The sequence below is a fragment of the Collimonas sp. genome, assembly GCF_035566375.1.
Taxonomy (GTDB): Bacteria; Pseudomonadota; Gammaproteobacteria; order Burkholderiales; family Burkholderiaceae_D; genus Collimonas.
Map to the genome: position 1 here is coordinate 35,471 of NZ_DATMRK010000012.1, position 24,105 is coordinate 59,575.

Genomic DNA, 24,105 nt, shown 5'->3' on the forward strand with positions numbered 1-24,105 from the left:
TTCATCTATCCGCGCGATGCTGTTCGCGCTGTTGGCTATATCAATGGCATTTTTTACAGTGTCAGCCTTTAGCGCAGAGCGCGCCATTGTCGATGCGGCAGGCAGGGCAGTGCGGGTGCCGGTGCAACCGCAGCGGGTGCTGGCCTTATCCGAAATCGACCTAGATTCCCTGCTGGCGCTGAAAATCAAGCCGGTCGGCGCCACCAATGGCCGCGGCCAGGGCGGCATGCCGCACTATCTTGGCAACGCGGTTAGCGGCCTGGCCAGCGTCGGTAATTTTGGCAGCCCGGTGCTGGACCTGGTGATCGCTGCGCAGCCGGATTTGATCCTTGTCGGCAGCCTGCCCGACCCTGAATTATTGGCGCAATTGAGCAAGATCGCGCCCACCGTGGTCAGCTACAAACAAGGCGAGGATTGGCAGCTGGCCTTGCGCCGCATCGCCGAGGTGGTAGGGCGGCCGGCCCAGGCTGATGCCTTGCTAAGCGCCTATCGGCGGCGCGCCGAAACGCTGCGCGGCAAGTTGGGCGCGCAAGCCAACGCCACCGTGAGCGTGGTGCGCTGGAACCCGCAGGGGCCCTCGTATATGTTGAAAGACGCCTTCGCCAGCCTGGTGCTGGCCGATCTCAAAATGCGGCGGCCGGCGGCGCAAATGCAGGCCGGGGTTGCGCACTCGCCACCCTTGAGCCTGGAAGCCTTGTCGCGCATCGACGCCGACTGGTTGTTTGTCGGTACGCTCAACACCAGCCAGGCTAACGATGCGCTGAGCGCCGCACGTCAGAGCCCGGCCTTCCGCCAATTGGGCGCGGTGCAAAAGGGTCATATGGTGGCGGTGGATGGATCGTTGTGGACCAGCCCAGGCGGCCCGCTGGCGGCATTGGCGATCTTGAACGACGTGGAAAAGGCCATGCTCGGCGGTTGATCCAGAACAAATCCAAGCAGTTTTTGCAATACCTTCCCGGAGTTCTTGTGTCTGATCATGCTTATCGCCCGGCGCTGCGGCGGCTGTTGTTTACTTTGTTGGTATTGGTGGTGCCGGTTCTGGCTGTGACGTCGTTACTGATTGGCGCTGGTCAGGTTGGCGCGGCCGATGCCTTGGCTTTTTTATCAGGCGAAGCTGTTGCGCGCAGCGATCCGCAATTGCAGACCGTGTTGCTGAGCTTGCGCCTGCCGCGCATGGTGGCGGCTTTGCTGGTCGGCAGCGCCTTGGGCGTGGCCGGTATGCTGATGCAGACCGTGACGCGTAATCCGCTAGCTGAGCCGGGTCTGCTCGGCGTGAATGCCGGCGCGGCGCTGGGCGTGGTGGTGGGCATCGCCTGGGCCGGGGCAGAGAACGGGCCCGGTTATCTGTTATGGGCCGGGCTCGGCGCCATGCTGGGTAATGCTTGCGTGTTAGCAGTTGCCCAGTTTGGTCAGCAAGCTGCCGCACCGCTGCGTCTGGTGCTGGCTGGCGTTGCGCTGGGCGCGACTTTCATCGGCGTCAGTTCCGCCATCCTGTTATCGCAACCTGCCGGCTACGATCAATACCGTTTCTGGGTGCTTGGTTCCCTGGCTGGCGTTACACCCGGCATGACACTGTGGACCGCGCCCGTGGTGATCGTCGGCCTGGTGTGCGCGCTGTTGCTGGCGCGCCCCTTGTCGGCATTGCTACTGGGCGACGATATCGCCCGTTCGCTGGGCCATCGGCCGTTGCCATTGCGGCTAGCCGTGGCGTTCTGCGTGACTTTGCTAACCGGCAGCGCGGTAGCGCTGGCCGGTCCGATCGGCTTCCTCGGTTTGCTGGCGCCGTTCCTGGCGCGTGCCTTGACGCCGTTATTGCGGCACACCAGTCTGGCCGCGCAGTTGCTGGTTGCGGCCTGGCTGGGAGCCGGCCTACTGCTGGCCGCCGATCTTGCAGCACGGCTGGCGGTGCAGCCTTTCGAGACGCCGATCAGCGTGATGACGGCTCTGGCCGGTGCGCCGCTGCTGATCTGGCTGGCGCGTTCGCGGGCATGGCAGAACGGTGCTGCCTTATGAGTGCTTTACTGCCGGAAACCATGCAAACGGAAGTGCTCGATGCCGACATGCGACTGCTGCGCTGTGGCCGCTTCTCCTTGCTGTTCGCCCGTCGTTCCTTATGGGTGACGCTGGGCTTGAGCATGCTGCTGGCGGCTGCAGTCGGCATGGCCTTGCTGGCCGGTTCGACCTGGCTCTCGCCGCGCCAATTGCTGGCCGTATTGCAGGGCCAGGCCGCACCGGGCATGCAACTGCTGGTGCTGGAGTTCAGGTTGCCGCGGGTGCTGGTCGGTTTGCTGGCGGGGACGGCGCTGGGCCTGGCCGGCTGCCTGATTCAAGCCTTGACCCGCAACCGGCTGGCGACGCCTGATTTGCTGGGGGTCGCCGATGGCGCCACGCTGGGCGTGTTTGTGGCGCTGATCAGCAGCGCGGCAGGCATGTTCGGGCCTTGGTGGGTCGGGCCTCTCGGCGCTTTGGGCGCGGTGGTGTTATTGCTGATCGCCGCCGGCAACCTGGGGTCGCGCGGACAGCGCCTGTTGATTGTCGGCCTGGCCCTGTCCAGCCTGTTGCGTGCGGTGACCGAGCTGGCGCTGTCGCGCCAGGAACTGATGCACGCCAGCGCGCTGTATGCCTGGAGTATCGGCAGTCTCAACGGCCGTTCTTACGCCACTGCCTTGCCGCTGGCGGTGGGCTTGCTGCTGTTGCTGCCGCTGACCTTGTTAAGCACGCGCCGTCTGGCCCTGCTGCGTTTCGATCTGGAGATTGCCAGCGGACTCGGTTTGCCGGTGCGCAGCACCCAATGGCAGGCGTTGTTGACCGCGGTATTGCTGGCAGGCCTGGCGGTCGGCGTTTGCGGCCCGATTACTTTCGTGGCGCTGGCGGCGCCGTTTGTCGCCGAGCGGCTGGCCGGCGGCGGCCGTATCGCTTTGCTCGGCGCCGCGCTGGTGGGGGCGACACTGGTGGTTGCGGCCGATACATTGGGACGGGTGTTGCTGGCAGCGGCCGAATTGCCGGTTGGCGTGATTTGTAATTTGCTCGGCGGGCCGTTCTTGTTATGGCTGCTGTTGAGCGAGCGCAGGGGAGGTAGCTAATGCAGGAAATAGTTAATAAAAATCAGATGCTGGTAGTGCAGGGGCTGCACGCCTGCCATCAAAAAACGCCGGTATTGCACGGCATAAACCTCAACATTGCGCCAGGCAAGGTCACCGTCATCGTCGGCCCCAACGGCTGCGGCAAATCGACGCTGTTGCGCTGCATGGCGCGCTTGCATAAGCCGGCCCAGGGCAGCGTCCTGCTGGGTGGCGCAGATCTGTGGCAGCTGCGTCCGCAACAGGCCGCACGGCGCCTGGCTTTGCTGCCGCAGGCGCCGCAAGCGCCGGAAGGCATCAGCGTCAGCGGCCTGGTGCGTTACGGCCGTCATCCGCATCAAGGGCTGTTGCAGCAATGGTCGGCCGACGATGAAAGGGCGGTGCGTAACGCGCTGCAGGCGACCGACGTGCTGGCGCTGGCCGGGCGGCGGCTGGATCAGCTGTCCGGCGGCCAGCGCCAGCGCTGCTGGCTGGCGATGGTACTGGCGCAAGAGACGCCGCTGCTGTTGCTGGATGAGCCGACCAGCATGCTCGATCTTGGCCATCAGGTCGACGTCTTGAAACGCATACGGATGTTGGCCGCAGCAGGGCGCAGCGTGGTGATGGTGCTGCATGACCTGATGGCTGCCGCCCGTTATGCCGACACGCTGGTAGCGATGCGCAACGGCCGTGTGCTGGCGATCGGTGCGCCGCGCGATATCGTCACCCCGGCGTTGCTGCGGCAACTGTATCAACTGGACGTGGACGTGCTGGCTGCGCCTGGCGATGGCGCGCCGGTGGTGGTGCCGGTGGCCAGTTCCAGCATGGCGGCTCAAACCAATGAAGCCGATGCATACAGCGCGCTGGCGTTCGAGCTCTGATGAATAACTTAAACGAGGACAAGGGTGATATGGAATTTCAAAACAAGGTAGTGGTAGTAACGGGGGCCGCGCAAGGTATCGGCGCCGCCGTCGCACGGGCATTGGCGCGACAAGGTGCGAAACTGGCTTTGCTCGATCTCCAGGCGGACGCGGTGGTGGCGCTGGCCGCTGAATTGAATGGGATCGGCAACGCCGCGCTTGGAATTGCACTCGACGTTTCCAACAGCGAGGCGGTGGGTGTGGCTGTGGAACGGGTTGAAAGTGCGCTGGGGCCGATCGATGTGCTGGTCAACGCCGCCGGCATCTTGCGCCTCGGCGCCGCGCTCGATTGCAGCGATGCCGATTGGGAGCAGACCTTTGCCGTCAATGTCGGCGGCGTGTTTCGCCTGTGCCGGGCGGTGGCGCGCCGCATGACGCCGCGCCGGCGCGGTGTGATCGTGACGGTTGCCTCCAATGCCTCCGCCGTGCCGCGCCAGCAGATGGCTGCTTACGCGGCGTCCAAGGCAGCTTCGGCGCATTTCACCCGCTGCCTGGGGTTGGAACTGGCGGCGCACGGCATACGCTGCAATGTGGTGTCGCCCGGCTCCACCGATACCGCCATGCAGCGCCAGTTGTGGACCAGTCCCGAACATAAGCAGGCGGTGATCGATGGCTCGCTGGAACAGCATCGCCTGGGAATCCCGCTGGGCCGGATTGCCGACGCTGAAGATATCGCTGATGCAGTCATATTTCTGGCATCGGATCGCGCCCGGCATATCACCATGCATGAGCTATGCGTGGATGGCGGCGCCACGCTCGGCGCTTAAGGCGAGCTCCAGAGACCCAGCCATCAAAGAAATTCGCAGCTGGCGTGAATGTGTTGTGGATTTTTCCATGTCAAAATACTAAAATATAAATGATAATGAAAATCATTATCAACAATGGAAGTGCCGATAGAAGTGGCATTAATAAAGACGTTATCAAGTTAAACGCTCATTAAAAATATAAGGGAGTTGTCCGTCATGACTTTGAAGTTGCTTGGTTTTACCGCGCATTGTGTGCGCGCCTTGCCGGCTTTGTGCGGCGGTGTATTTGTCGGCACTGTCAGCGCCGGCTCGGCGTATGCTGAGACCACTTTGAAAGAGGTGGTGGTCACCGCCAGCGGTTATGAACAGCAAATCAAGGATGCGCCGGCCACCATCAGCGTGATTACCCGGGAACAGCTGGAAAAGCAGCCCTTCAATAATCTGCAAGACGCGGTCAGCCATCTGGAGGGCGTCAGCATTGTCGGCGGCGACAATAATTCCAAAGATATTTCGATCCGTGGCATGCCCGGTGAATACACCTTGATCCTGGTCGACGGCAAGCGCCAGGGCACGCGCGAAACCAGCTCGCGCGGCACCGGCGGCATCCAGTCGAGCCTGATCCCGCCGCTGGCTGCGATCGAAAGAATAGAAGTGGTGCGGGGTCCGATGTCTTCCTTATACGGCTCGGATGCGATCGGCGGCGTGATTAATATCATTACCCGCAAAGTTCCCAAGACCTGGGGCGGGGCGCTGAATGTCAGTACCACTACCCAGCAACGCTCCAATCTGGGTAACGAATATCAGGGCGACTTCTATCTGGCCGGGCCGATCAAGGACGATGTAGTCGGCTTACAGATATATGGCAATCTGAACACCCGCGAAGAGGACAAAGTGGTGGATGGCATCAGCCAGACCGACACCCGTTCGATCACCGCCAAACTGGGCATCAAGCCGGCCAGCAATCAAGACATTACGCTGGAGGCCGGCCATGAAGAGTTGAAGCGGACTTATACGCCCGGCAAATCGCTGGCGCCGGACGATAGCCAGACCATCTCCGAAGATACCCGCACCCATTGGGCTGCATCGCATACCGGGCGCTGGAATTTCGGCACTACCGACCTCGCCCTGTACCAGGAAATCGGCGAATTCAACGGCAAGACCGACGGCCCGCTTGGTCCTGAAGCCGCTGCCGCCAGCCCTAAAATCACAAACACCATCCTCGATGCGCAAGTGACTTTGCCGTTCACCAGCAACATCCTTAAGATGGGCGGCCAGTACACGCATAATCAATTGGACGGTACTGCCGCAGAGAGTCCGACCAGGATCGGCAGGACCACGCTCAACTACACGAATCCGGGATCGATCACGCGCAAGTCGTGGGCGCTGTTCGCCGAAGACGAATATTTCGTCACCAGCAAATTATCGTTGACCGGCGGTTTGCGTCTGGACCACGACGACAAATACGGCCAGCACTTCAACCCTCGGGTCTACGCCGTCTATCAATTGGCGCCGACGCTGACCTTGCGCGGTGGCGTCGCCAAAGCCTTTCGCGCGCCTAATCTGCGCCAGAGTTCGGCTGGTTACGTGATGTCCAGCGGCGGCCCGACTTCGATGCCAGGCGTGTTATACGGCAATCCGGACCTGAAAGCCGAAACCAGCATCAATCAGGAAATCGGCTTGCGCTACGACGGGCCGGATGGCTTGAGCGGCAGCGTGACGGTGTTCAATAACGATTTCAAAGACAAGATCGTCAGCGATTTTGCCGGCAGGAATGATGCTCTGACCGGCCTTCCCTTATATACCTACAACAACATCGCCAAGGTAAATATCCGCGGTGTCGAACTCGGCGCGACGGTGCCTCTGTCGAATCTCTTCAAGCTGTCCGGCAACTATACCTATACCGATTCGAAGCGCGAGAGCGATGGCGAAACCGCGTTCAACGGCAGTTCTTTGAAAGGGCAGCCGCTGGATAAAACCCCGAAACACGCAGCCAATCTCAAACTCGACTGGCTGCCGCGCGACGGTGTCTCGGCGTTTGCCAGGGCCAACTATGTCAGCGAACAGTTCTGGGCTGCATATCGTAACGGCGGCGCCGGCGTGCGCAGCCGTCCGGCTACTACCACCTTCGATCTGGGCGGATCTTACGCCATCAATAAAATGCTGACGCTGAACGCGGCGCTGCTGAATCTGACCGACAAGGTGGTCGATGTCGACCGTCGGCCGCGCGCCACCATCAACGGCAATTGGCTGGTGGATGAAGGCCGCCGCCTGTGGCTGGGCTTGAATGCACGCTTCTGATCGCTTTTGATATTTGCCGCTGAAGCTATTGCGCAGATGTTCTCCGCACCTGCGCAATAGCGCATCCGGCATGGCCCTTGGCATTCGTTCTGAGCCGCGGCTCTAAAATTCCCTTTGGAACATCGCTGCTTTCGGTTTTAAATATGACCCGTTGAAACAGCTTCGCTGTCTTATTTATGATTGATGCCATGCGCCCGATTTTGCACTTTATCCACGGTAACAGTTTCCCTGCAGGGACTTATCGGCAGTTCCTTGAGTTCCTGGGGCACGACTACGACGTGCGCTCGCTCGACATCCACGCCCACAATCCCAAATACCCTGTAACCGACGGCTGGCCGGCGCTGGTGCAGGAATTGATCGATGAACTGGCGGCGCGTTACGACCGGCCGGTGATCCTGGTCGGCCATTCCATGGGCGGCGGCCTGGCCTTGCTGGCGGCGCAGCAGCGTCCGGACCTGGTCAGTTGCGTGGTGATGCTGGACACGCCGGTAGTAGTTGGCTGGCGCGCCAGCCTGTTGCGCGGCGCCAAGGCCCTGGGGCTGGACAAGCGGGTATCGCAAGCCAGGTTTTCGGCCAAGCGGCGCAACCTGTGGCCGAGCGCAGAAGCCGCCTATCAGCACTTCGCCGGCAAGCAGGTGTTTGCCAACTGGGCGCCCGAAGTATTGCGCGACTATATTACTTACGGATTGGAAGAGGATCAGGGCAATATGGTCCTGCGCTTCCGGCGCGATATCGAAACAGCGGTTTACCGGACCCTGCCGCACAATATGGGCGATTTGTTGAAACGCGGTTTCCCGGTGCCCATCGGATTTGTCGGCGGCGTCGACTCGGTTGAATGCCGGCAAGCCGGGCTGGATGCGACCAGGCGCCTGGTCGGGAAATATTTCAAGCAGATTCCTGGCGGCCACTTGTTCCCGATGGAGTCGCCGGAAATCGCTGCGGCCACCACGCGCCAGATGATTCGATCCCTGTTGGCCTCCCGCACTGATTGATCAAGTCGACACGTGTGTACATTTGAGTATCCGATTCGTAACCGATTCTTCGTAACAATTCGTAGCCATTCGAGGTCCTGTCATCAGCATGTTGTAGGATACAGGGCTATTTCCTTCGAATATTGTTATGTCATCAACAAATAAATCCAAGCAAGATACACAGAACTCCCGCTCTGGCCAGGCAGGGAAAAACGCCAAGGGCGGCGTAGCGCACGCGCTGTTGCTCACCATTGGTGGCCTGCTGCTGGCCGGCCTGGTCATCGGCGGCTTGTTGCTGACATACGCGCTGGTAGTCATGACGCCGCAACTGCCGCCCCTGGATGCGATTACCGACTACCGTCCCAAAGTGCCTTTGCGCATTTACACCGCCGACCATGTCCTGATCGGTGAGTTTGGCGAGGAACGGCGCAGCCTGGTCAAGCTGGACGACATCCCGGCGGATATGAAGAATGCGGTGCTGGCGATTGAAGACGCGCGTTTCTATCAGCATGGCGGCATTGATGTCATCGGCATTTTGCGTGCCGGCTTGACCGACCTCATGCATGGCGGCGCCTCGCAAGGGGCCAGCACCATCACCATGCAGGTTGCCCGTAACGTTTTCCTGTCTAGCGAAAAAACCTATACCCGCAAGATCTATGAAATCCTGCTGGCCTATAAGATCGAGACAGCGCTGAGCAAGGATCAGATTCTTGAGGTCTACATGAATCAGATTTACCTGGGGCAGCGCTCGTTTGGTTTCGCCGCCGCCGCGCGTACCTATTTCGGCAAGGACCTGAAGGACATCACGTTGGCGCAAGCCGCGATGCTGGCCGGCTTGCCGAAAGCGCCTTCGGCCTACAACCCTGTGGTCAATCCAAAGCGCGCAAGAATCCGCCAGGAATATATCCTCAAACGCATGCTCGATCTGAAGTTCATCAGCCAGGAACAATACGATCACGCCATGGCCGAAGATATTCAAGTCAAGACCAAGGGTAATAACTACAGCGTGCACGCCGAGTACGCCATCGAAATGGTGCGGCAGATGCTGTACGCGCAATTCAAGGAAGATACCTATACTCGCGGCTTGAGCGTTACCACCACGCTGAATGCCGCCGACCAGCAGGCGGCGTATGATGCAGTCCGCAAGGGTGTGATGGATTACGACCGGCGCCACGGTTATCGCGGGCCGGAGGCGACTATCGAATTGCCAGCCGCTGGCGACGAGCGCGATCAAGCCATCGAAGACGCCTTGGCGGATAAGCCGGACAATGACGACATCTTACCGGCCGTGGTACTGAGCGCGGACTCCAAGCAGGTGCAAGTGATGCTGCGCAACGATAGCGCAGTCACCATCAGCGGCGAGGGCTTGCGCCTTGCGGCCTCAGCCCTGAGCTCGAAAGCCGGCAAGAATCTGCGGATTCAAAGAGGCTCGGTGATACGCGTCATCAATACCGCCAAAGGCTGGCAAATCACCCAGCTGCCGCAAGTCGAAGCCACCATGGTGTCGCTGACGCCGCAGACCGGCGCCATCCGTTCCTTGATAGGCGGTTTTGATTTCAACCAGAATAAATTCAACCATGTAACCCAAGCCTGGCGTCAGCCTGGTTCGGCGTTCAAGCCCTTCATTTATTCGGCGGCGCTGGAAAAAGGTTTCGGACCGGCTTCCATCGTCAACGACGCCCCGGTGTCCTACCCCGGCGCACCCGGCCAGGGCAATTGGGAACCGAAGGATGACGATCAGCCCGACGGCCCGATGCCCTTGCGCACCGGTTTGCAGCGCTCGAAGAATCTGATATCGATCCGTTTGCTGGATGCGATCGGCGTCAAATACGCTCAGGAATTCGTCACCAGCCATTTCGGTTTCGATGTCGACAAAACCCCGCCGTATCTGCCTCTGGCTTTGGGCGCAGGGCAGGTCACACCGCTGCAACTGGCCGGCGCCTATGCGGTGCTGGCGAATGGCGGTTATCGCGTCAATCCCTACCTGATTGCGCAAGTGACCGATTCACGCCGCGCGGTACTGACCAAGGTCGAGCCGCAGATCGCCGGCCAGAATGCGACGCGGGTACTGGATGCGCGTAACAGCTTCATCATGACCAGCTTGCTGCAATCGGTGGCGCAACGCGGCACCGGCGCCGGCACCAATGTATTGCACCGGACCGACCTGGCCGGCAAGACCGGCACCACCAACGACGCCTTTGACGGCTGGTTCGCCGGTTATCAGAACAGCCTGGTGGCGGTGGCCTGGATGGGTTACGACCAGCCGAAGAGCCTGGGCAGCCGCGAGTTCGGTGCGCAACTGGCGTTGCCGATCTGGGTCGAATACATGGGGCGCGCCTTGCGTGGCGTGCCGCAATATCAAATGCCGATGCCGGATGGCGTCACCACCATCAACAATGAGTTTTACTTCGATAATATGACGCCGGGCAATGGCTTCATCGCTTCGCTGGGATTGGGCGCAGGTAACGGCGCTCCTGTCGAAATCGGTCCGGACGGTATGCCTGTACCGACACCGGAAACCAGCCCGCAAGAGGATGAGAAGCAGAATATTCTCAAGTTGTTTGGCGGTCATTGAATCGGCAGCAGCTTGCAGGCTGGCCGGCAATACTCCTTCAGGGTATTGCCGGTTTTTCTTTTTGAGGCCGATAAGTTAGCGAAATAAGTAGCGAAATAAGTAGCGAAGCATGGCCTACTGCGCCCAGGTACGCTGCAAAATCTGCTGCTGCAGATGCGCTGCCGCCAAGGTTCCATAGACTCTGCCACCCATCGCCTCGCTGCGGCTGGCGATGAAGGCGTCGGCGATGGCCGTCGGCGCGTGCTGCAACATCAATGCGCCCTGAATCGTCAGCACCAGGCGCTGTACAAAACGCCGTCCCAGCATCTCGCGCTGTTCGGCCGGAGCCGCCAGATCCTTCATTAAATCGTCCAGCATGGTGCGCAGGCCAGGGTGGCCGCCGGCGCTCTCGCCCAACTGCGCCAGCAGCGCGCCGAAGCTGGCTGGCTCGCGCTCAATTGCGCGCAGCACATCCAGGCACATCACATTGCCGGAGCCTTCCCAGATCGAATTGACCGGCGCTTCGCGGTAAAAGCGCGCCATCGGAGCGCTTTCGACATAGCCGTTGCCGCCCCAGACTTCCATGCATTCGCCGGTGAATTCCAGCGCTCGCTTGCAAATCCAGAATTTGGCGGCGGGTGTGACGATGCGGCGCCAGGCGCGTTGCAGCGGATCGTCGGGCTGGTCGAAAGCGCTCGCCAGTTGCAGCATCAGCAGTGTCGCTGCTTCGCTTTCCAGGGCCAGGTCGGATAGCACGTTTTGCATCAGCGGCTGCTCTGCCAGGTGACGGCCGAAAGCGCTGCGGTGGCGCGCGTGGTGCAGCGCTTGCACCAGTGCCTGGCGCATCAGGCCGGCGGCGCCGATGACACAATCGAGGCGGGTGTGGTTGGCCATTTCGATAATCGTCGGGATGCCGCGGCCTTCATCGCCAACCATGATGCCGAAGGCGTCGCGGAACTCCACTTCGCTGCTGGAGTTGGAACGGTTGCCGAGCTTGTCTTTCAAGCGCTGTATCTGTATCGGATTCTTACTGCCGTCCGGCTGCCAGCGCGGTACGAAGAAGCAGCTCAAGCCCATCTCGGTGCGCGCCAGCACCATGTGGGCGTCGCACATCGGCGCCGAGAAAAACCATTTATGACCAGTCAGCAGGTAACCGGCGCCACGGCCGCCGCCGCCTTCCAGCGGTGTCGCCGTCGTAGTATTGCTGCGCACATCCGAGCCGCCTTGTTTTTCCGTCATGCCCATGCCGATCAGGATCGAGTGCTTGTGTTCCAGCGGCAGATCGCGGCTGTCATGCTCGCATGACAAGAGTTTGGCCTGCAAGGCGGCAAACAGCGCCGGTTCCTGCTGCAATACCGGGATCGAGGCAAAGGTCATGGTGGTCGGGCAGAGCGATCCGGCTTCGACCTGGGCGTGCAGGAAATAACCGGCGGCGCGCGCCACATGGCTGCCGCTGTGCGGCTTGATCCAGGGCAGGGCGTGCAGGCCTTCGCGCCGCAGCATGCCGAGCAAAGCATGCCAGGCGGGATGAAAATCGACTACGTCGATACGATTGCCGAGACGATCGAAGGTGTTCAGTTCGGGCGGATGGCGGTTCGCCAGCTCAGCCAGTTGCCAGGTTTCCTTACGGCCCAGTTCAGCGCCGTAGCGCGCCAGCTGGTCGGCATGCCATTGCCCTTGCAAGCGCTGCACCCCGGCTTGCAGGATGGCATCGTCAAGGAACAGATTGTTGCCATACAGTTCAGTCACCTGATTGGTCACTTCATGGGTTTGCCCTTGCATGATTGATCTCCTGGATTATTGTTGGGCTGGATCGCTTGACTTTATCTCCTGACTTTACCTCTTGCGCCGGTGCTCCGGGTGCTGCTGTCTTGCAATTGTTTAGAGACTATACTCAATCCCTTCGTTCCTGAATCGGAGTTGGATTGCCGCGAGCTGGCAAAGCTGAATCAGCCGCTGAGCGCAGCCAACCCGCTTTAATTTTTTAAAACCGTGTTAACTTCTTCTGTCAGGTAAAATGCTGCTTGTATTTAACAACCCGCAGCCCATATTCGTCGCCTATGTCCTACCAAGTTCTCGCCCGTAAATATCGCCCCAGAAGTTTCGATACGCTGGTCGGCCAGGAACACGTCGTACGGGCCTTGACGCACGCCTTGGAGCAACAGCGCTTGCACCACGCCTATCTGTTCACCGGCACCCGCGGCGTCGGCAAGACCACCTTGTCGCGGATTCTGGCGAAATCGCTGAATTGCATCGGCGTCGACGGCAACGGCGGCATTACCGCAGCACCCTGCGGCGTCTGCGAAGCCTGCGTGGCGATCGACGCCGGGCGTTTTGTCGATTATATCGAGATGGACGCGGCCTCGAATCGCGGCGTCGATGAAATGGCGCAGTTGCTGGAACAAGCTGTGTATGCACCGTCGAACGCACGCTTCAAGGTCTACATGATCGACGAAGTGCACATGCTGACCAACCACGCCTTCAACTCGATGCTGAAGACGCTGGAAGAACCGCCGGAACATGTCAAGTTCATCCTGGCGACCACCGATCCGCAAAAAATCCCGGTAACGGTGCTGTCGCGTTGCCTGCAGTTCAACCTGAAGCAGATGCCGCCCGGCCATATCATCAGCCATCTGGATAATATCCTGGGCCAGGAACAGATCGAATTCGAAACACCGGCTTTACGCTTGCTGGCGCAAGGCGCCCACGGTTCGATGCGCGATGCGCTGTCGCTGACCGATCAGGCGATTGCCTACGCCGCCGGCAAAGTCACCTTGGAAGCGGTACAAGGCATGCTGGGTGCGCTCGACCAGTCTTACCTGATCCGCGTGCTGGATGCGCTGGCCTTGAAAGATGGTCCCGGTTTGCTGGCGGTGGCCGACGACATGGCTAGCCGCAGCCTGTCCTATAGCGCTGCACTGCAAGACCTGGGCACTTTGCTGCACCGGGTCGCGCTGGCGCAAAGCGTGCCGGCGGCGCTGGCCGACGATTTGCCGGAACGCGAAGACGTGATCCGGCTGGCTGGCTTGTTCGATGCCGAAGAAGTACAACTGTTTTACCAGATCGCCGTGCACGGCCGTAATGAATTGGGATTGGCGCCGGATGAATATGCCGGCTTCTCGATGACCCTGTTGCGCATGCTGGCGTTCCGGCCGCAAGCCGACGGTAGCACGGTGACGCCGCCGCCAGTCAGCCGGCAGCGGCCTCAGCTTAGCGCTGGACCGGTGGCAGCGGTAGCGCAGTCGGCTCCGGCACCTCGTCCGGCCGCGTCGCAAGCACCGGCTGCAGCAGCGCCGGCTGCGGCGCGTTTAAGCAGTGCACCGCCGCCGGTCAGCACCAGCGCGCCGGTAGCGCCGCCCGCTAACAGCGGCATGAGCCCGGCCAGAGCTGCGCTGGAAGCGGCGCGCGCCGCATCTTCCCGCAAGGGTGGCGCGGCAGCGCGGCCGCAGCCCAGCCAGGCGCCGGTAGCACCAGCCACTCAGGCAGTCGCGGTGGAAGTCAAACCTGCGGCGCCGGCTTATGTACAGCAAGCGCCGCAAAATTCTTCCGTGCCGCCGTGGGAAGAGGAGATTCCGCTGCCGACGGATTTACCGGATACCGAATTTTCCAGTTCGGCGGCTGAAAAAAAAACTGAATCGTATTCACAATCTGCACCGCAGCGCTCGCCTGCCGCCAACAACAGCCGTCAGGCTGTGCGCCCCGAAGCCGTAGCGCCGCAGCCGGCAGTTGCGCCAGAGCCGCTGCCGCCGCTGGTCTTGCAGCCCGATCCGAATCTGAACTGGGACGGCAACTGGCCGTTGCTGGCGTCCACTCTGGCGGTGCGCGGCGTGGCGCATCAGCTGGCGCAGCAGAGCGAGCTGATCAAATCCGACAGCAGCGGCGCAGCGGCGCAGTTCCATCTGCGGATTCCTTTCGATACCTTGCGTTCGGCCGGCAGTGTTGATAAGTTGGAGGCTGCGCTGAGCGAGCATTTCGGCCGTCCGGTCAAGGTCGAAACCGAACTCGGTCCGGTCCGCCATACGGCCAATGCGCAGATGCTGGCGGCGCAGGCAGAACGCCAGCGCCTAGCCGAACAGACCGCGCAAAACGATCCCTTTATTCAGAGCATGATGCGCGAGTTCGGCGCTTCGATTGTGCCGGGGTCTATCAAACCATTGGGCTGATGTAGCAAAAAATGTAGCAAAAAACGCAGCAAGCAGCAAGGCGGATCAGAGTAGCGTTGTCTGCCATTTGAAACACCAGATAAATTATCTTGTTTTTATAGGAGAAGCACCATGATGAAGGGCCAACTGGCAGGGCTGATGAAACAAGCCCAGGCTATGCAGGACAACATGAAAAAGATGCAAGACCAACTGGCCTTGATCGAAGTCGAAGGCGAATCCGGCGCTGGCCTGGTGAAGGTCGTGATGACTTGTAAAAACGCCGTCAAACGGGTCGCTATCGATGCTTCCTTGCTGGCTGACGACAAGGACATGCTGGAAGATCTGGTGGCTGCCGCCTTCAACGATGCAGTGCGTAAAGCTGAAGCACTGTCGGCAGAAAAAATGTCGGGCCTGACTGCCGGCATGCCGGCCGGCTTCAAACTGCCATTCTGATCAACCGCATTTTCGACTGCAGCATTTTCGATAGCAGCATGATTCAAGGCATGACGTGAAAACTCCTTCCAGTCTTACCTTACTCACCGAAGCCTTGCGCCATCTGCCCGGTGTCGGTCCCAAATCGGCACAGCGCATGGCTTATCACTTGCTGCAGCATGACCGCGACGGTGCGGCCTTGCTGGGACGGGCGTTAACCCAGGCGGTCGAGCAGATCCGCCATTGCGCGCTGTGCAATACCTTCACCGAGAACGAGGTATGCGAAACCTGCCTCGATCCGGAGCGCGATCCGAGCTTGCTGTGCGTGGTGGAAACCCCCACCGACCAATTGATGATCGAGCAGACCCTGACTTTCAAGGGCTTGTATTTTGTCCTGATGGGGCGTTTGTCGCCGCTGGACGGCATCGGCCCGAAAGACATCCAGCTGGACAAACTGATCAGCCGCGCCACCGATGGCGTGGTGACGGAAGTCGTGCTGGCGACCAATTTCACCAACGAAGGCGAAGCCACCGCCCACTACATCAGCGAAACCATGAAAGCCCGCGGCCTGCAAGTGAGCCGCCTGGCGCGAGGCGTGCCGGTGGGTGGCGAGCTGGAATACGTCGACGCCGGCACTATTGCAAGGGCGATGCTGGATCGACGTTCGACCTGACGAGATGACCCATGCCACAAATATAATAGTTACCAGCTGTTAATTTTCATGCGGGCGGCATTATCATAGAACCCGTAAGTAACCCAGTTTCCAAACAGCCACATCAAGATGGCAGAGAAAAAGAAGCATTGCTGACAACAACAGTAGTGAAATAACCCTGGATATACGAGGAGACAATATGAAGTTCAGCTGGAAGCAGTTTGGCATCGCCCTGTGTTTGTTCCTGGCCGGTTATCTGACATTCAACGGCAAGTTGTTTGCCCAGACCCCAGAGAAGACCAAAGTGGCGATCGCGGTGGGTGGCAAGAACCTGTTTTATTACCTGCCGTTGACGATTGCCGAGCAGCTCGGTTATTTCAAGGATGAAGGCCTGGATGTGACGATTTCCGATTTCGCCGGCGGCGCCAAAGCGTTGCAGGCGTTGGTCGGCGGCAGCGCTGACGTGGTTTCCGGCGCCTTCGAGCACACCATTAGCATGCAGGCCAAGAATCAGCACATCACCGCGTTTGTGCTGCAAGGCCGGGCGCCGCAAATCGTCATGGGCGTATCCAACAAGACCATGCCTAACTACAAGTCGATTGCCGATCTGAAAGGCAAGAAGATCGGTGTCACCGCACCGGGTTCGTCGACCAGCATGATGGCCAATTTTGTATTGGCCAAGGGCGGTTTGAAGCCGACCGATGTGTCGTACATCGGCGTCGGCGCTTCGGCCGGTGCGTTGTCGGCGCTGCGCTCCGGTTCTATCGATGTGATCGTCAATCTCGATCCGCTGATCACCATGATGCAGCAGAATAACGAGATCAGGATCATCTCCGATACGCGCACATTGAAAGACACCAATGCCGTATTCGGCGGCCCGATGCCGGCCGCGACCCTGTACGCCTCCGCCGATTTCATCAAGAAATATCCGAATACCACCCAGGCCTTGACCAACGCCATGGTGCGCGCGCTGAAATGGCTGCAGAAAGCCGGCCCGTCGGACATCGCCAAAGTGGTGCCGGAAAGCTATCAGCTAGGCGACCGCGCCTTGTATCTCGAAGCTTTCAATAAAGTGCGCGAGGCGTTGTCGCCGGATGGCACCATCCCTGAGGCTGGTCCGAAAGTCGCGCTGCGCACATTGGAAGCATTCGATCCCGAGCTGGCCGGCAAGAATATCGATCTGTCGCAAACTTATACCAATGAGTTTGTAAAGAAGGCCAACGCGAAGTACAAATAATATACGAGCAAAATACGAGGAAAATCCGAGAAAAATACGGGGCAGGGTAAAGACAGTCATCAAGACCGGATACTCTGTCCCCGCATATTCAGACGGGCCGCGGCCCGACCCCGGCAGCAGCAACAAGCCACTCCAACTCCCATGACTCCTGCTCTCCATCTCGACAACGTCAGTTGTACCTTCATCTCCAAAGACGACCGTTCCCAGCGCTACACCGCAGTGGCTGACACCAGCTTGTCGATAGCGCCGGGCGAATTCGTCTCCGTGGTCGGCCCCACCGGCTGCGGCAAATCGACCCTGCTGAATGTAGGCGCGGGTTTGCTGCAGCCCTCGTCCGGCAGCGTCAAGGTATTTGGCGAGCCGCTGCTCGGCATCAATCGGCGCGCCGGTTATATGTTCCAGGCCGAAGCCCTGATGCCGTGGCGCAGCGCGCTGCAAAACGTCATCGCCGGCTTGCAGTATCGGGAGACCGATGAAACCCGTGCGCGCCAGCTGGGCGAAGAATGGCTGGCGCGCGTCGGCCTGCAAGGGTTTGGCGATCGTTACCCGCATCAATTGTCAGGCGGCATGCGCAAGCGCGTGGCGCTGGCGCAGACCTTGATTCTCGATCCCGACATCATCCTGATGGATGAACCGTTTTCGGCATTGGATATCCAGACCCGGCAACTGATGGAAAACGAGGTGCTGGAGCTATGGAGCGCCAAGCGCAAGGCGGTGCTGTTCATTACCCACGATCTGGACGAAGCGATCGCCATGTCGGACCGGGTAGTGGTGCTGTCGGCCGGGCCGGGCACGCATCCGATCGGTGAGTTCGTGATCGACCTGCCGCGGCCGCGCGATGTGGCGGAAATCCGCAACGAGCCGCGCTTCGTCGAATTGCACCAGCAGATCTGGAGCGTGTTGCGCGATGAGGTGCTGAAGGGTTATCAGCAGCAAAAGAAAATTGCTTAATTGGCGGCCAGTGGGCAGCCGCTCTTAGTCATCTGGGGTCAGAGTCAACTTTCGCAGTGTTTCATCGCGAAACTTGACTCTGACCCCACATGACGGATTCGGAGAAAGACAGGGCGCACTGGGTGGTTTTGTTCTTTTTAACGATGAGGCAGCTACTCCGTAGCCCGCTAAGTGGGGTCAGAGTGAAGTTTCTGCAAAAAGCGCGCAGAAAGTTCACTCTGACCCCAGTTAGCTGCGTTTGTTAAGCGCAAACCGGGCATCAGAAAAATACAGGGATAAAACAGGATCATGTGGAAAGTCATCAAGCCGAATTATAAGAATCTGCGCGTCTATCAAGTATTGGTGCTGCTGATATTTTTCGCCATCTGGCACCTGGCCACGCGCAATCCGCAAACCGCATTTTTCTTCGGCGAGCCGATCAAGGTGCTGCAACGGATCTGGCAATGGTTTACGGTCGGTAGCGGCGCGGTGGAAGTCGGCTTCGGTGACCATACCTGGTTCACCCTGACGTTCCCGGCGGAGATTTATTCGCACCTGCTGGTGACCCTGACCGAAACCATGCTGGCGTTCGGCATCGGCACGGTGCTCGGCCTGGGCGTCGGTTTGTGGCTGGCCTTGTCGCCTCTGACCTCGGCTATCCTGGACCCCTACATCAAGGCTTCGAACGCCATGCCGCGAGTGATCCTGGCGCCGATTTTTGCGATGTGGTTCGGGCTCGGCATCTGGTCCAAGGTGGCGCTGGCGGTGACGCTGGTATTTTTCATCGTGTTCTTCAACGTCTATCAAGGCGTGAAAGAAGTCAGTCCGGTGGTGCTGGCCAACGCCCGCATGTTGGGCGCCAACCAGCGCCAGCTGTTGCGCACGGTGTACCTGCCGTCGGCCACTTCCTGGGTGTTTTCCAGCTTGCATACTTCGGTCGGGCTGGCCTTCGTCGGCGTCATCGTCGGTGAATACCTCGGTTCGGCACGTGGCGTCGGTTACCTGATCCTGCAAGCCGAAGGCAGCTTCGACATCAACACCGTGTTCGCCGGGATTCTGGTGCTGACGGCGTTTGCGCTGGTGCTCGATACGGTAGTGGGGATGATCGAAAAACGCCTGATGAAGTGGCAGCCGAAGAGCGGCGAGACCGAGCGGTTGTGAGTCGGCTGGTGAGCCGGCTGCTATCCCTTGAGATTGCTTTTTATTCATTCAAGGAGCAAATTGTCAAAGAACGCAAGCGCCAGACTTATTAAATTTATTATTCCCACCATGTCATTTCCGTGATGTTGTTTATTCTGTAACAGCTTACAATCCCGACCCCCAGATGAATGCCCGGCAGGGGCTTTTGATGGATCCGATGAGCATCTGCAACAACCGCTAGCGACGACGGTTGGGATGCTCCTTGGTTTTTGAGGAGAAATACATGACAAAACTCGACCTTTCGCGTCGCAGTTTTTTGAAGGCCAGCGTGGTGGCTGGAGTCGCGGTTTACGTGGCGCCCATGGGCGGCAAAGCATTTGCCGCTCTGTTTGAAGAAAAAATCCTGACGCCTATCCAGTGGGACAGCAGCAACGGTCAGGTCAAATTCCGTATCGATGGCATTGCCAAGGTGACCGGTGCAAAAGTGTTCGCACGCGACGTCCGCGCTCGTGACATGCCGCACTGGCCGAATCAGCAGGCGCACGCCTTTATATTGCGAGCCACCAAGGCCGACCGCAACTTCCTCGGCTTCGACCTCAGCCTGCTCGGCGACGAATTGAAACCGGACCGGGTGGTCACTGCCGCCGATCTGGCGCGCGACGGCCTGGCTTTCCCGGCATTTTACGGCGAAGACATGCTGCTGCCGGCCGGCAAGACCGCTGCCTATCTGGGGCATGCGGTAGCGATCCTGATCTATAACGATTTCGCCCGCTTCCGTTTTGCCAAAGACAAGCTGCAATTCAAGGATGAAGTGATCCAGTACGGCCCCGTCAGCGGGCCGCTGGAGCGCGATCCCTGGGGCACTTTCCGCTTCGTGCGGGTGGGCGGCGCCACCTCCTTCGACGACGATGTTTTCTCCAGCCTGAAGAATGCGCCGGTGTTCCCAAGCATGATGCGCAAGCACCAGCCGGTATGGCCGGACGGCCAGGAACACGGCAAGCTGGGCGAGCAAGGTATGTTTTATGCGGCGCAGATCCAGGAACAGCTGGATCACCCGCCGGCCGACTGGCTGGTCATGGAACGCAACTACAATACGCAGTCGATCGATACCGCCGCGCTGGAGCCGGATAACGCCAATTGCTGGTACGACAGCAGCAGCCAGGCGCTGCACATGGTGGTGCCGACGCAGTCGCCGGGCGAAGTGGTGGAGAGCGCCATCGAGATGCTGAAGAAGGGCAAGTTCCCGCTCAAGCAACTGTTCCTGCATCCTTGCTATACCGTAGGTTACGGCTCCAAGGATCACTACAATTTCCCGTTCTACGGCCTGCTGACCTCGCTTTACGCCGACGGCAAGCCGGTGCGCCTGGCCAATGATCGTTACGAACAATTCCAGACCTCGATCAAGCGCCACGCCTTCAAGATGCATTACCGCATCGCGGTCGACCGCAAGACCGGTCTGCTGCAATCGTTCAAGGGCGAGTTCGAAGCCAACGGCGGCGGCCGCGCCAATTTCTCGCCATCGGTGGCGATGGTGGGCGCAACCGCAGCGCAATCGATTTACTATTTCCCGAAAAACGATCTGGCCGCTGTCGCCATCGCCAGTCGGGCGATTGACGCCGGTTCCGCGCGCGGCTACGGCACGCTGCAAAGCATGGCGGCGACCGAAATGATGATCGACGAAATGGCTGAAAAACTCGGCCTCGACGCCATCGATTTCCGCCTCAAGAATGCGCTGCGCTCCGGCATGAAAAATACCCAGGGCGCGATTCCGGCCGGGGCGATCCGGGTCGATGAAGTGTTGCAGAAAGCCAAGAACCATCCTCTGTGGATCAATCGCGCCAAGAAAAAAGCCGAGTACGAAATCGGTCATCCCGGCTATCGCTATGGCGTCGGCTTTGCCTGCGTGCAGAAGGATTTCGGCACCGGCGCCGAGGCCTCGTTTGCCAAAGTCGAAATCAGCGCCGACGGCCAGATCCATCTGTCGCACAGCGGCGCCGAAATCGGCACCGGCATGTCGACCTCGCAGGCCATCGCCTGCGCCAAATGGCTGGGCAAGCCGGCGCATGAAGTGCGCACCTCCGTCACCGACTGGGCCGATCTGCCGGTGATCACCAGCGGCGATCCTTACATCATGAGCCAGGCCGAGCAAGACAAGCTGGCTGCCAATCCGCGCTGGTCGCCGGGATATTTCTCGCCATCCAGCGCTACCAATTCTGCTTTTTACTTTAGCCACAGCACGCGTGAAGCGGCGCGGATTGTCTTCATGCACGGCCTGTGGCCGGCGGCGATGGCAATCTGGAGCCAGGGCATAGGCGGCGGCCAGGCCGCGCCGCTGGTGGTGCGGGTAGAGGATGCACGCTGGATCGACGGCAAGTTGTCCGCCGCCGGCCTGCAAGCGTTGCCCTACGAGCAACTGGTGAAGAAAGCCCATGAGCTGGGACTGGTCACCGGCGCCACCGTGCACGTCTTCAATCGCTGGCAATGGACCGAAGCCGAATTCGAGATTCTCGGCAATCTGGTCAGGGTGCCGCTAGATGGCTTGTCGCTGCAATATGGCGCAGGCGCGGACCAGACGCGCAAGGCCAAAATGAGCACCGCCGGCGGTTACGAAGTGCTCAACCGCAAGAAGGTATTCATCCCGCCGACCCAGCGCAACAACGCTGCCGTGACTTACTACAGCGCGGTCGGCACGCTGGTCGAACTGGCGGTGCATGAAGCCAGCGGTAAGGTTGAGTTGCTGAGCCATCATTCGATCGTGGAATGCGGCAATCAGCTATCGCCGCAACTGGTTTCCAGCCAGCTGCAAGGCGGCCTGGCGATGGGTATCGGCCACGCCTTGCATGAATTTCTGCCGCTCTATGAAGACGGGCCCGGCAACGGCAGTTGGAACTTCAACCGCTACCAGCTGCCGCGCGCCAAGGATGTCGCGGTCTGGAGCCAGACCGGCGAGGTGCTGCCGCCGCTGACCGAGACCGATCCGCCCAAAGGGATCGCCGAAGTGGTGATGATCCCGGTGGTCGGCGCCATCGTCAACGGCATCGCCCACGCCATCGGCCATCGTTTCACCGATCTGCCGGTGACCCAACAAAATATTCAGGAGGCTCTGGCATGAGCATGACTATCCACCCCATCACCATGCATATCAACGGCAAGCCGGTCGGCCCGGTGCCGGTGCCGGAAGGCATCATGATGATCGATTTCCTGCATGAATACCTGGACCTGACCGGCTCCCGCCTGGGTTGCGGCCAGGGCGTTTGCCGCGCCTGCGTGGTAATTCTCGACAAACCGGACGGCACTAGCGAAGAAGTGCGCTCCTGCATCACCGGCGCGCATTTTTTCGAAGGCAAGAAAGTGCGCACGGTGGAAGGCCACGCCCAGCGCAATGCGCAGGGCGAGGTAGTGGCGTTGTCGCCGATCCAGCAGAAATTCCTGGAACACTACAGTTTCCAGTGCGGCTATTGCACGCCGGGTTTCGTCAATGCGGCGACGGTGTTGCTAGAGAAATTGAAACGGCAGCCGGTCAGCAAGGACCAGCTCGATCAAACCATCACCAATGGACTGAACGATCACATCTGCCGTTGCACCGGTTATGTACGCTACTTCGAGGCGGTCAAGGAAGTCGCGCTGGCGACGCCGGGACTGGTAAAGGACGCCAAGTGATGACTAAGCGCCGATATCTCCGCCAGGCATTGTGCATCGTGGCTGCGCCGCTGCTGGCGGCGGCTTTGCTGAGCGCTTGCGATGACAGCAGCCAAGCCGCGCAAGCCAGCAGCCAAAGCACGCCCAAGCCGGGTAGCGCCGATCAGCTGGCCCTTGGCCGTTACCTGACCAAGGCCGCCGATTGCGCCGCCTGCCATACGACCGCCAGCGGCGCTGCGTTTGCCGGCGGGGTCGAACTGGCTTCGCCGTTCGGCAAGTTCTATGGCTCCAACATCACGCCGGACAAACAACACGGCATCGGCAAGTGGAGTGCGGATCAATTCTACAAAGCGCTGCATGACGGCGTGACGCCGGACAAGCATTTGTACCCAGCCATGCCGTACACCTCGTATCGCTCGATGACACGCGCCGACAGCGACGCCATCTACGCCTACCTGATGGCGCAGAAGCCGGTCGCGGTTGCCAGCAAGGAAGCGGATTTGAAATTTCCGTACAACATGCGCTTCGGCATGATGTTCTGGAATGTACCGTTCCTGAAGAATTCGCTGAGCGATGCTTCTGCCGGTCAGTCCGCCGGCTGGCTGCGCGGCCAGTATCTGGCCAATGCGCTCGGCCACTGCGCCGAATGCCATTCACCACGCGGTGTTTTCGGGCAACTCGATTTGTCCAAACCGCTGGCCGGCGCCGCGCTCGGGCGGGTTGCCGCGCCGAATATCACGCCTGCCGGTCTGGCTGCGGTCGGCTGGACTGCGGCGGATTTGCAGACCTTCTTCGCTACCGGCATCGCGCCCCAGGGATCGGCCTATGGCGAGATGTTCCCGGTGGTGCATCTGAGCACGCAATACCTGAGCAAGGACGATCTGAACGCAGTCACCACCTATCTGTTGGGCGACCAGCCGTTGCCGCCGCAACCAGTCAAGGCCATCAGCGCCGACGCCACCGAGCTGGACGCCGGCAAGCGTCTGTACACGGCAGTCTGCGCCGGTTGCCATGGTTTCCAGGGCGAGGGCAAGCCGCATGTGGCGGTGGCAATGAAAGGCAATTCGACGGTGCGCAACGCCGATCCGCATAACCTGATCGTGACCATGCTGGACGGGATTGAAGCGCAGAAATTCCCCGGCACCGAAAGCCTGCAGGATATGCAAGGGTTCAGCGGTCAACTGAGCGACAAGGAACTGGCGCAGCTGTCCAATTTCCTGCGCGCCGCCTGGGGCGGTCAAGCTGCCGATATCACGCCAGAGCGGATCAAAGCCTTGCGGCTGACAACGGCGCATTAACTTGCGCCAGGCGGTTTCAGAACAGGATCGGCCGTGTCAGCGGCTGATCCTGTTTTTCATTACACTGATAAAAATCCAAAAATGGAT

General features: G+C 60.0%; 18 protein-coding genes. 17 read left to right on the plus strand and 1 reads right to left on the minus strand.

Annotated elements, in window-relative coordinates; translation table 11 throughout:
* Positions 1–43: 43 nt before the first annotated feature.
* From VNZ60_RS02730 to VNZ60_RS02765, 8 genes are all read left to right on the plus strand, one after another.
* Positions 44–919, plus strand: coding sequence for an iron-siderophore ABC transporter substrate-binding protein (locus tag VNZ60_RS02730; protein ID WP_325656888.1), 876 nt, complete (start codon positions 44–46; stop codon positions 917–919).
* Between the two features lie 47 nt (positions 920–966).
* Positions 967–2,013 carry a FecCD family ABC transporter permease gene (locus tag VNZ60_RS02735; RefSeq protein ID WP_325656889.1) on the plus strand — a complete coding sequence of 349 codons (1,047 nt, stop codon included), beginning with the start codon at positions 967–969 and terminating at the stop codon, positions 2,011–2,013.
* On the plus strand, positions 2,010–3,083 hold the full coding sequence (locus VNZ60_RS02740) for a FecCD family ABC transporter permease (protein ID WP_325656890.1): 1,074 nt from the start codon (positions 2,010–2,012) through the stop codon (positions 3,081–3,083). Before VNZ60_RS02735 ends, VNZ60_RS02740 begins: the two co-directional genes overlap by 4 nt.
* A complete protein-coding gene (locus tag VNZ60_RS02745) occupies positions 3,083–3,940 on the plus strand; it encodes an ABC transporter ATP-binding protein (protein ID WP_325656891.1) in 858 nt (285 codons plus the stop codon). The genes VNZ60_RS02740 and VNZ60_RS02745 overlap by 1 nt, the downstream gene beginning before the upstream one ends.
* Positions 3,940–4,746 carry a 2,3-dihydro-2,3-dihydroxybenzoate dehydrogenase gene (locus tag VNZ60_RS02750; RefSeq protein WP_325656892.1) on the plus strand — a complete coding sequence of 269 codons (807 nt, stop codon included), beginning with the start codon at positions 3,940–3,942 and terminating at the stop codon, positions 4,744–4,746. Before VNZ60_RS02745 ends, VNZ60_RS02750 begins: the two co-directional genes overlap by 1 nt.
* Before the next feature lie 195 nt (positions 4,747–4,941).
* Positions 4,942–7,023, plus strand: a complete 2,082-nt coding sequence (locus VNZ60_RS02755) for a TonB-dependent receptor domain-containing protein (RefSeq protein ID WP_325656893.1) — start codon at positions 4,942–4,944, stop codon at positions 7,021–7,023.
* 188 nt (positions 7,024–7,211) lie between these two features.
* Positions 7,212–8,015, plus strand: coding sequence for an alpha/beta hydrolase (locus tag VNZ60_RS02760; protein WP_325656894.1), 804 nt, complete (start codon positions 7,212–7,214; stop codon positions 8,013–8,015).
* A 127-nt stretch (positions 8,016–8,142) separates the two neighbouring features.
* Positions 8,143–10,569, plus strand: a complete 2,427-nt coding sequence (locus tag VNZ60_RS02765; RefSeq protein ID WP_325656895.1) for a penicillin-binding protein 1A — start codon at positions 8,143–8,145, stop codon at positions 10,567–10,569.
* Positions 10,570–10,683: 114 nt separating this feature from the next.
* On the opposite strand, the gene VNZ60_RS02770 is transcribed toward VNZ60_RS02765, so the two are convergent.
* Positions 10,684–12,330 carry an isovaleryl-CoA dehydrogenase gene (locus tag VNZ60_RS02770; RefSeq protein WP_325656896.1) on the minus strand — a complete coding sequence of 549 codons (1,647 nt, stop codon included), beginning with the start codon at positions 12,328–12,330 and terminating at the stop codon, positions 10,684–10,686.
* A gap of 278 nt (positions 12,331–12,608) precedes the next feature.
* On the opposite strand from VNZ60_RS02770, the gene VNZ60_RS02775 reads away from it, so the two are divergent.
* From VNZ60_RS02775 to VNZ60_RS02815, 9 genes are all read left to right on the plus strand, one after another.
* On the plus strand, positions 12,609–14,711 hold the full coding sequence (locus VNZ60_RS02775; protein ID WP_325656897.1) for a DNA polymerase III subunit gamma/tau: 2,103 nt from the start codon (positions 12,609–12,611) through the stop codon (positions 14,709–14,711).
* Positions 14,712–14,822: 111 nt separating this feature from the next.
* Entirely contained in the window at positions 14,823–15,143 is a 321-nt protein-coding gene (locus VNZ60_RS02780) for a YbaB/EbfC family nucleoid-associated protein (protein ID WP_014006791.1), read from the plus strand.
* A gap of 55 nt (positions 15,144–15,198) precedes the next feature.
* The gene (recR, locus tag VNZ60_RS02785) at positions 15,199–15,795 is read left to right on the plus strand and encodes a recombination mediator RecR (RefSeq protein WP_325656898.1); all 597 of its coding nucleotides are present in this window, start codon (positions 15,199–15,201) and stop codon (positions 15,793–15,795) included.
* A 178-nt stretch (positions 15,796–15,973) separates the two neighbouring features.
* Positions 15,974–17,011: an ABC transporter substrate-binding protein gene (locus tag VNZ60_RS02790; RefSeq protein ID WP_325656899.1), complete on the plus strand. Its 1,038-nt coding sequence runs from the start codon at positions 15,974–15,976 to the stop codon at positions 17,009–17,011.
* A 141-nt stretch (positions 17,012–17,152) separates the two neighbouring features.
* The gene (locus VNZ60_RS02795; RefSeq protein WP_325656900.1) at positions 17,153–17,962 is read left to right on the plus strand and encodes an ABC transporter ATP-binding protein; all 810 of its coding nucleotides are present in this window, start codon (positions 17,153–17,155) and stop codon (positions 17,960–17,962) included.
* 288 nt (positions 17,963–18,250) lie between these two features.
* Positions 18,251–19,102, plus strand: a complete 852-nt coding sequence (locus VNZ60_RS02800; RefSeq protein ID WP_325656901.1) for an ABC transporter permease — start codon at positions 18,251–18,253, stop codon at positions 19,100–19,102.
* 262 nt (positions 19,103–19,364) lie between these two features.
* A complete protein-coding gene (locus VNZ60_RS02805; RefSeq protein ID WP_325656902.1) occupies positions 19,365–22,193 on the plus strand; it encodes a xanthine dehydrogenase family protein molybdopterin-binding subunit in 2,829 nt (942 codons plus the stop codon).
* Positions 22,190–22,741: a (2Fe-2S)-binding protein gene (locus VNZ60_RS02810; protein WP_325656903.1), complete on the plus strand. Its 552-nt coding sequence runs from the start codon at positions 22,190–22,192 to the stop codon at positions 22,739–22,741. The genes VNZ60_RS02805 and VNZ60_RS02810 overlap by 4 nt, the downstream gene beginning before the upstream one ends.
* Positions 22,741–24,018: a c-type cytochrome gene (locus VNZ60_RS02815; RefSeq protein WP_325656904.1), complete on the plus strand. Its 1,278-nt coding sequence runs from the start codon at positions 22,741–22,743 to the stop codon at positions 24,016–24,018. The genes VNZ60_RS02810 and VNZ60_RS02815 overlap by 1 nt, the downstream gene beginning before the upstream one ends.
* Positions 24,019–24,105: the final 87 nt, after the last annotated feature.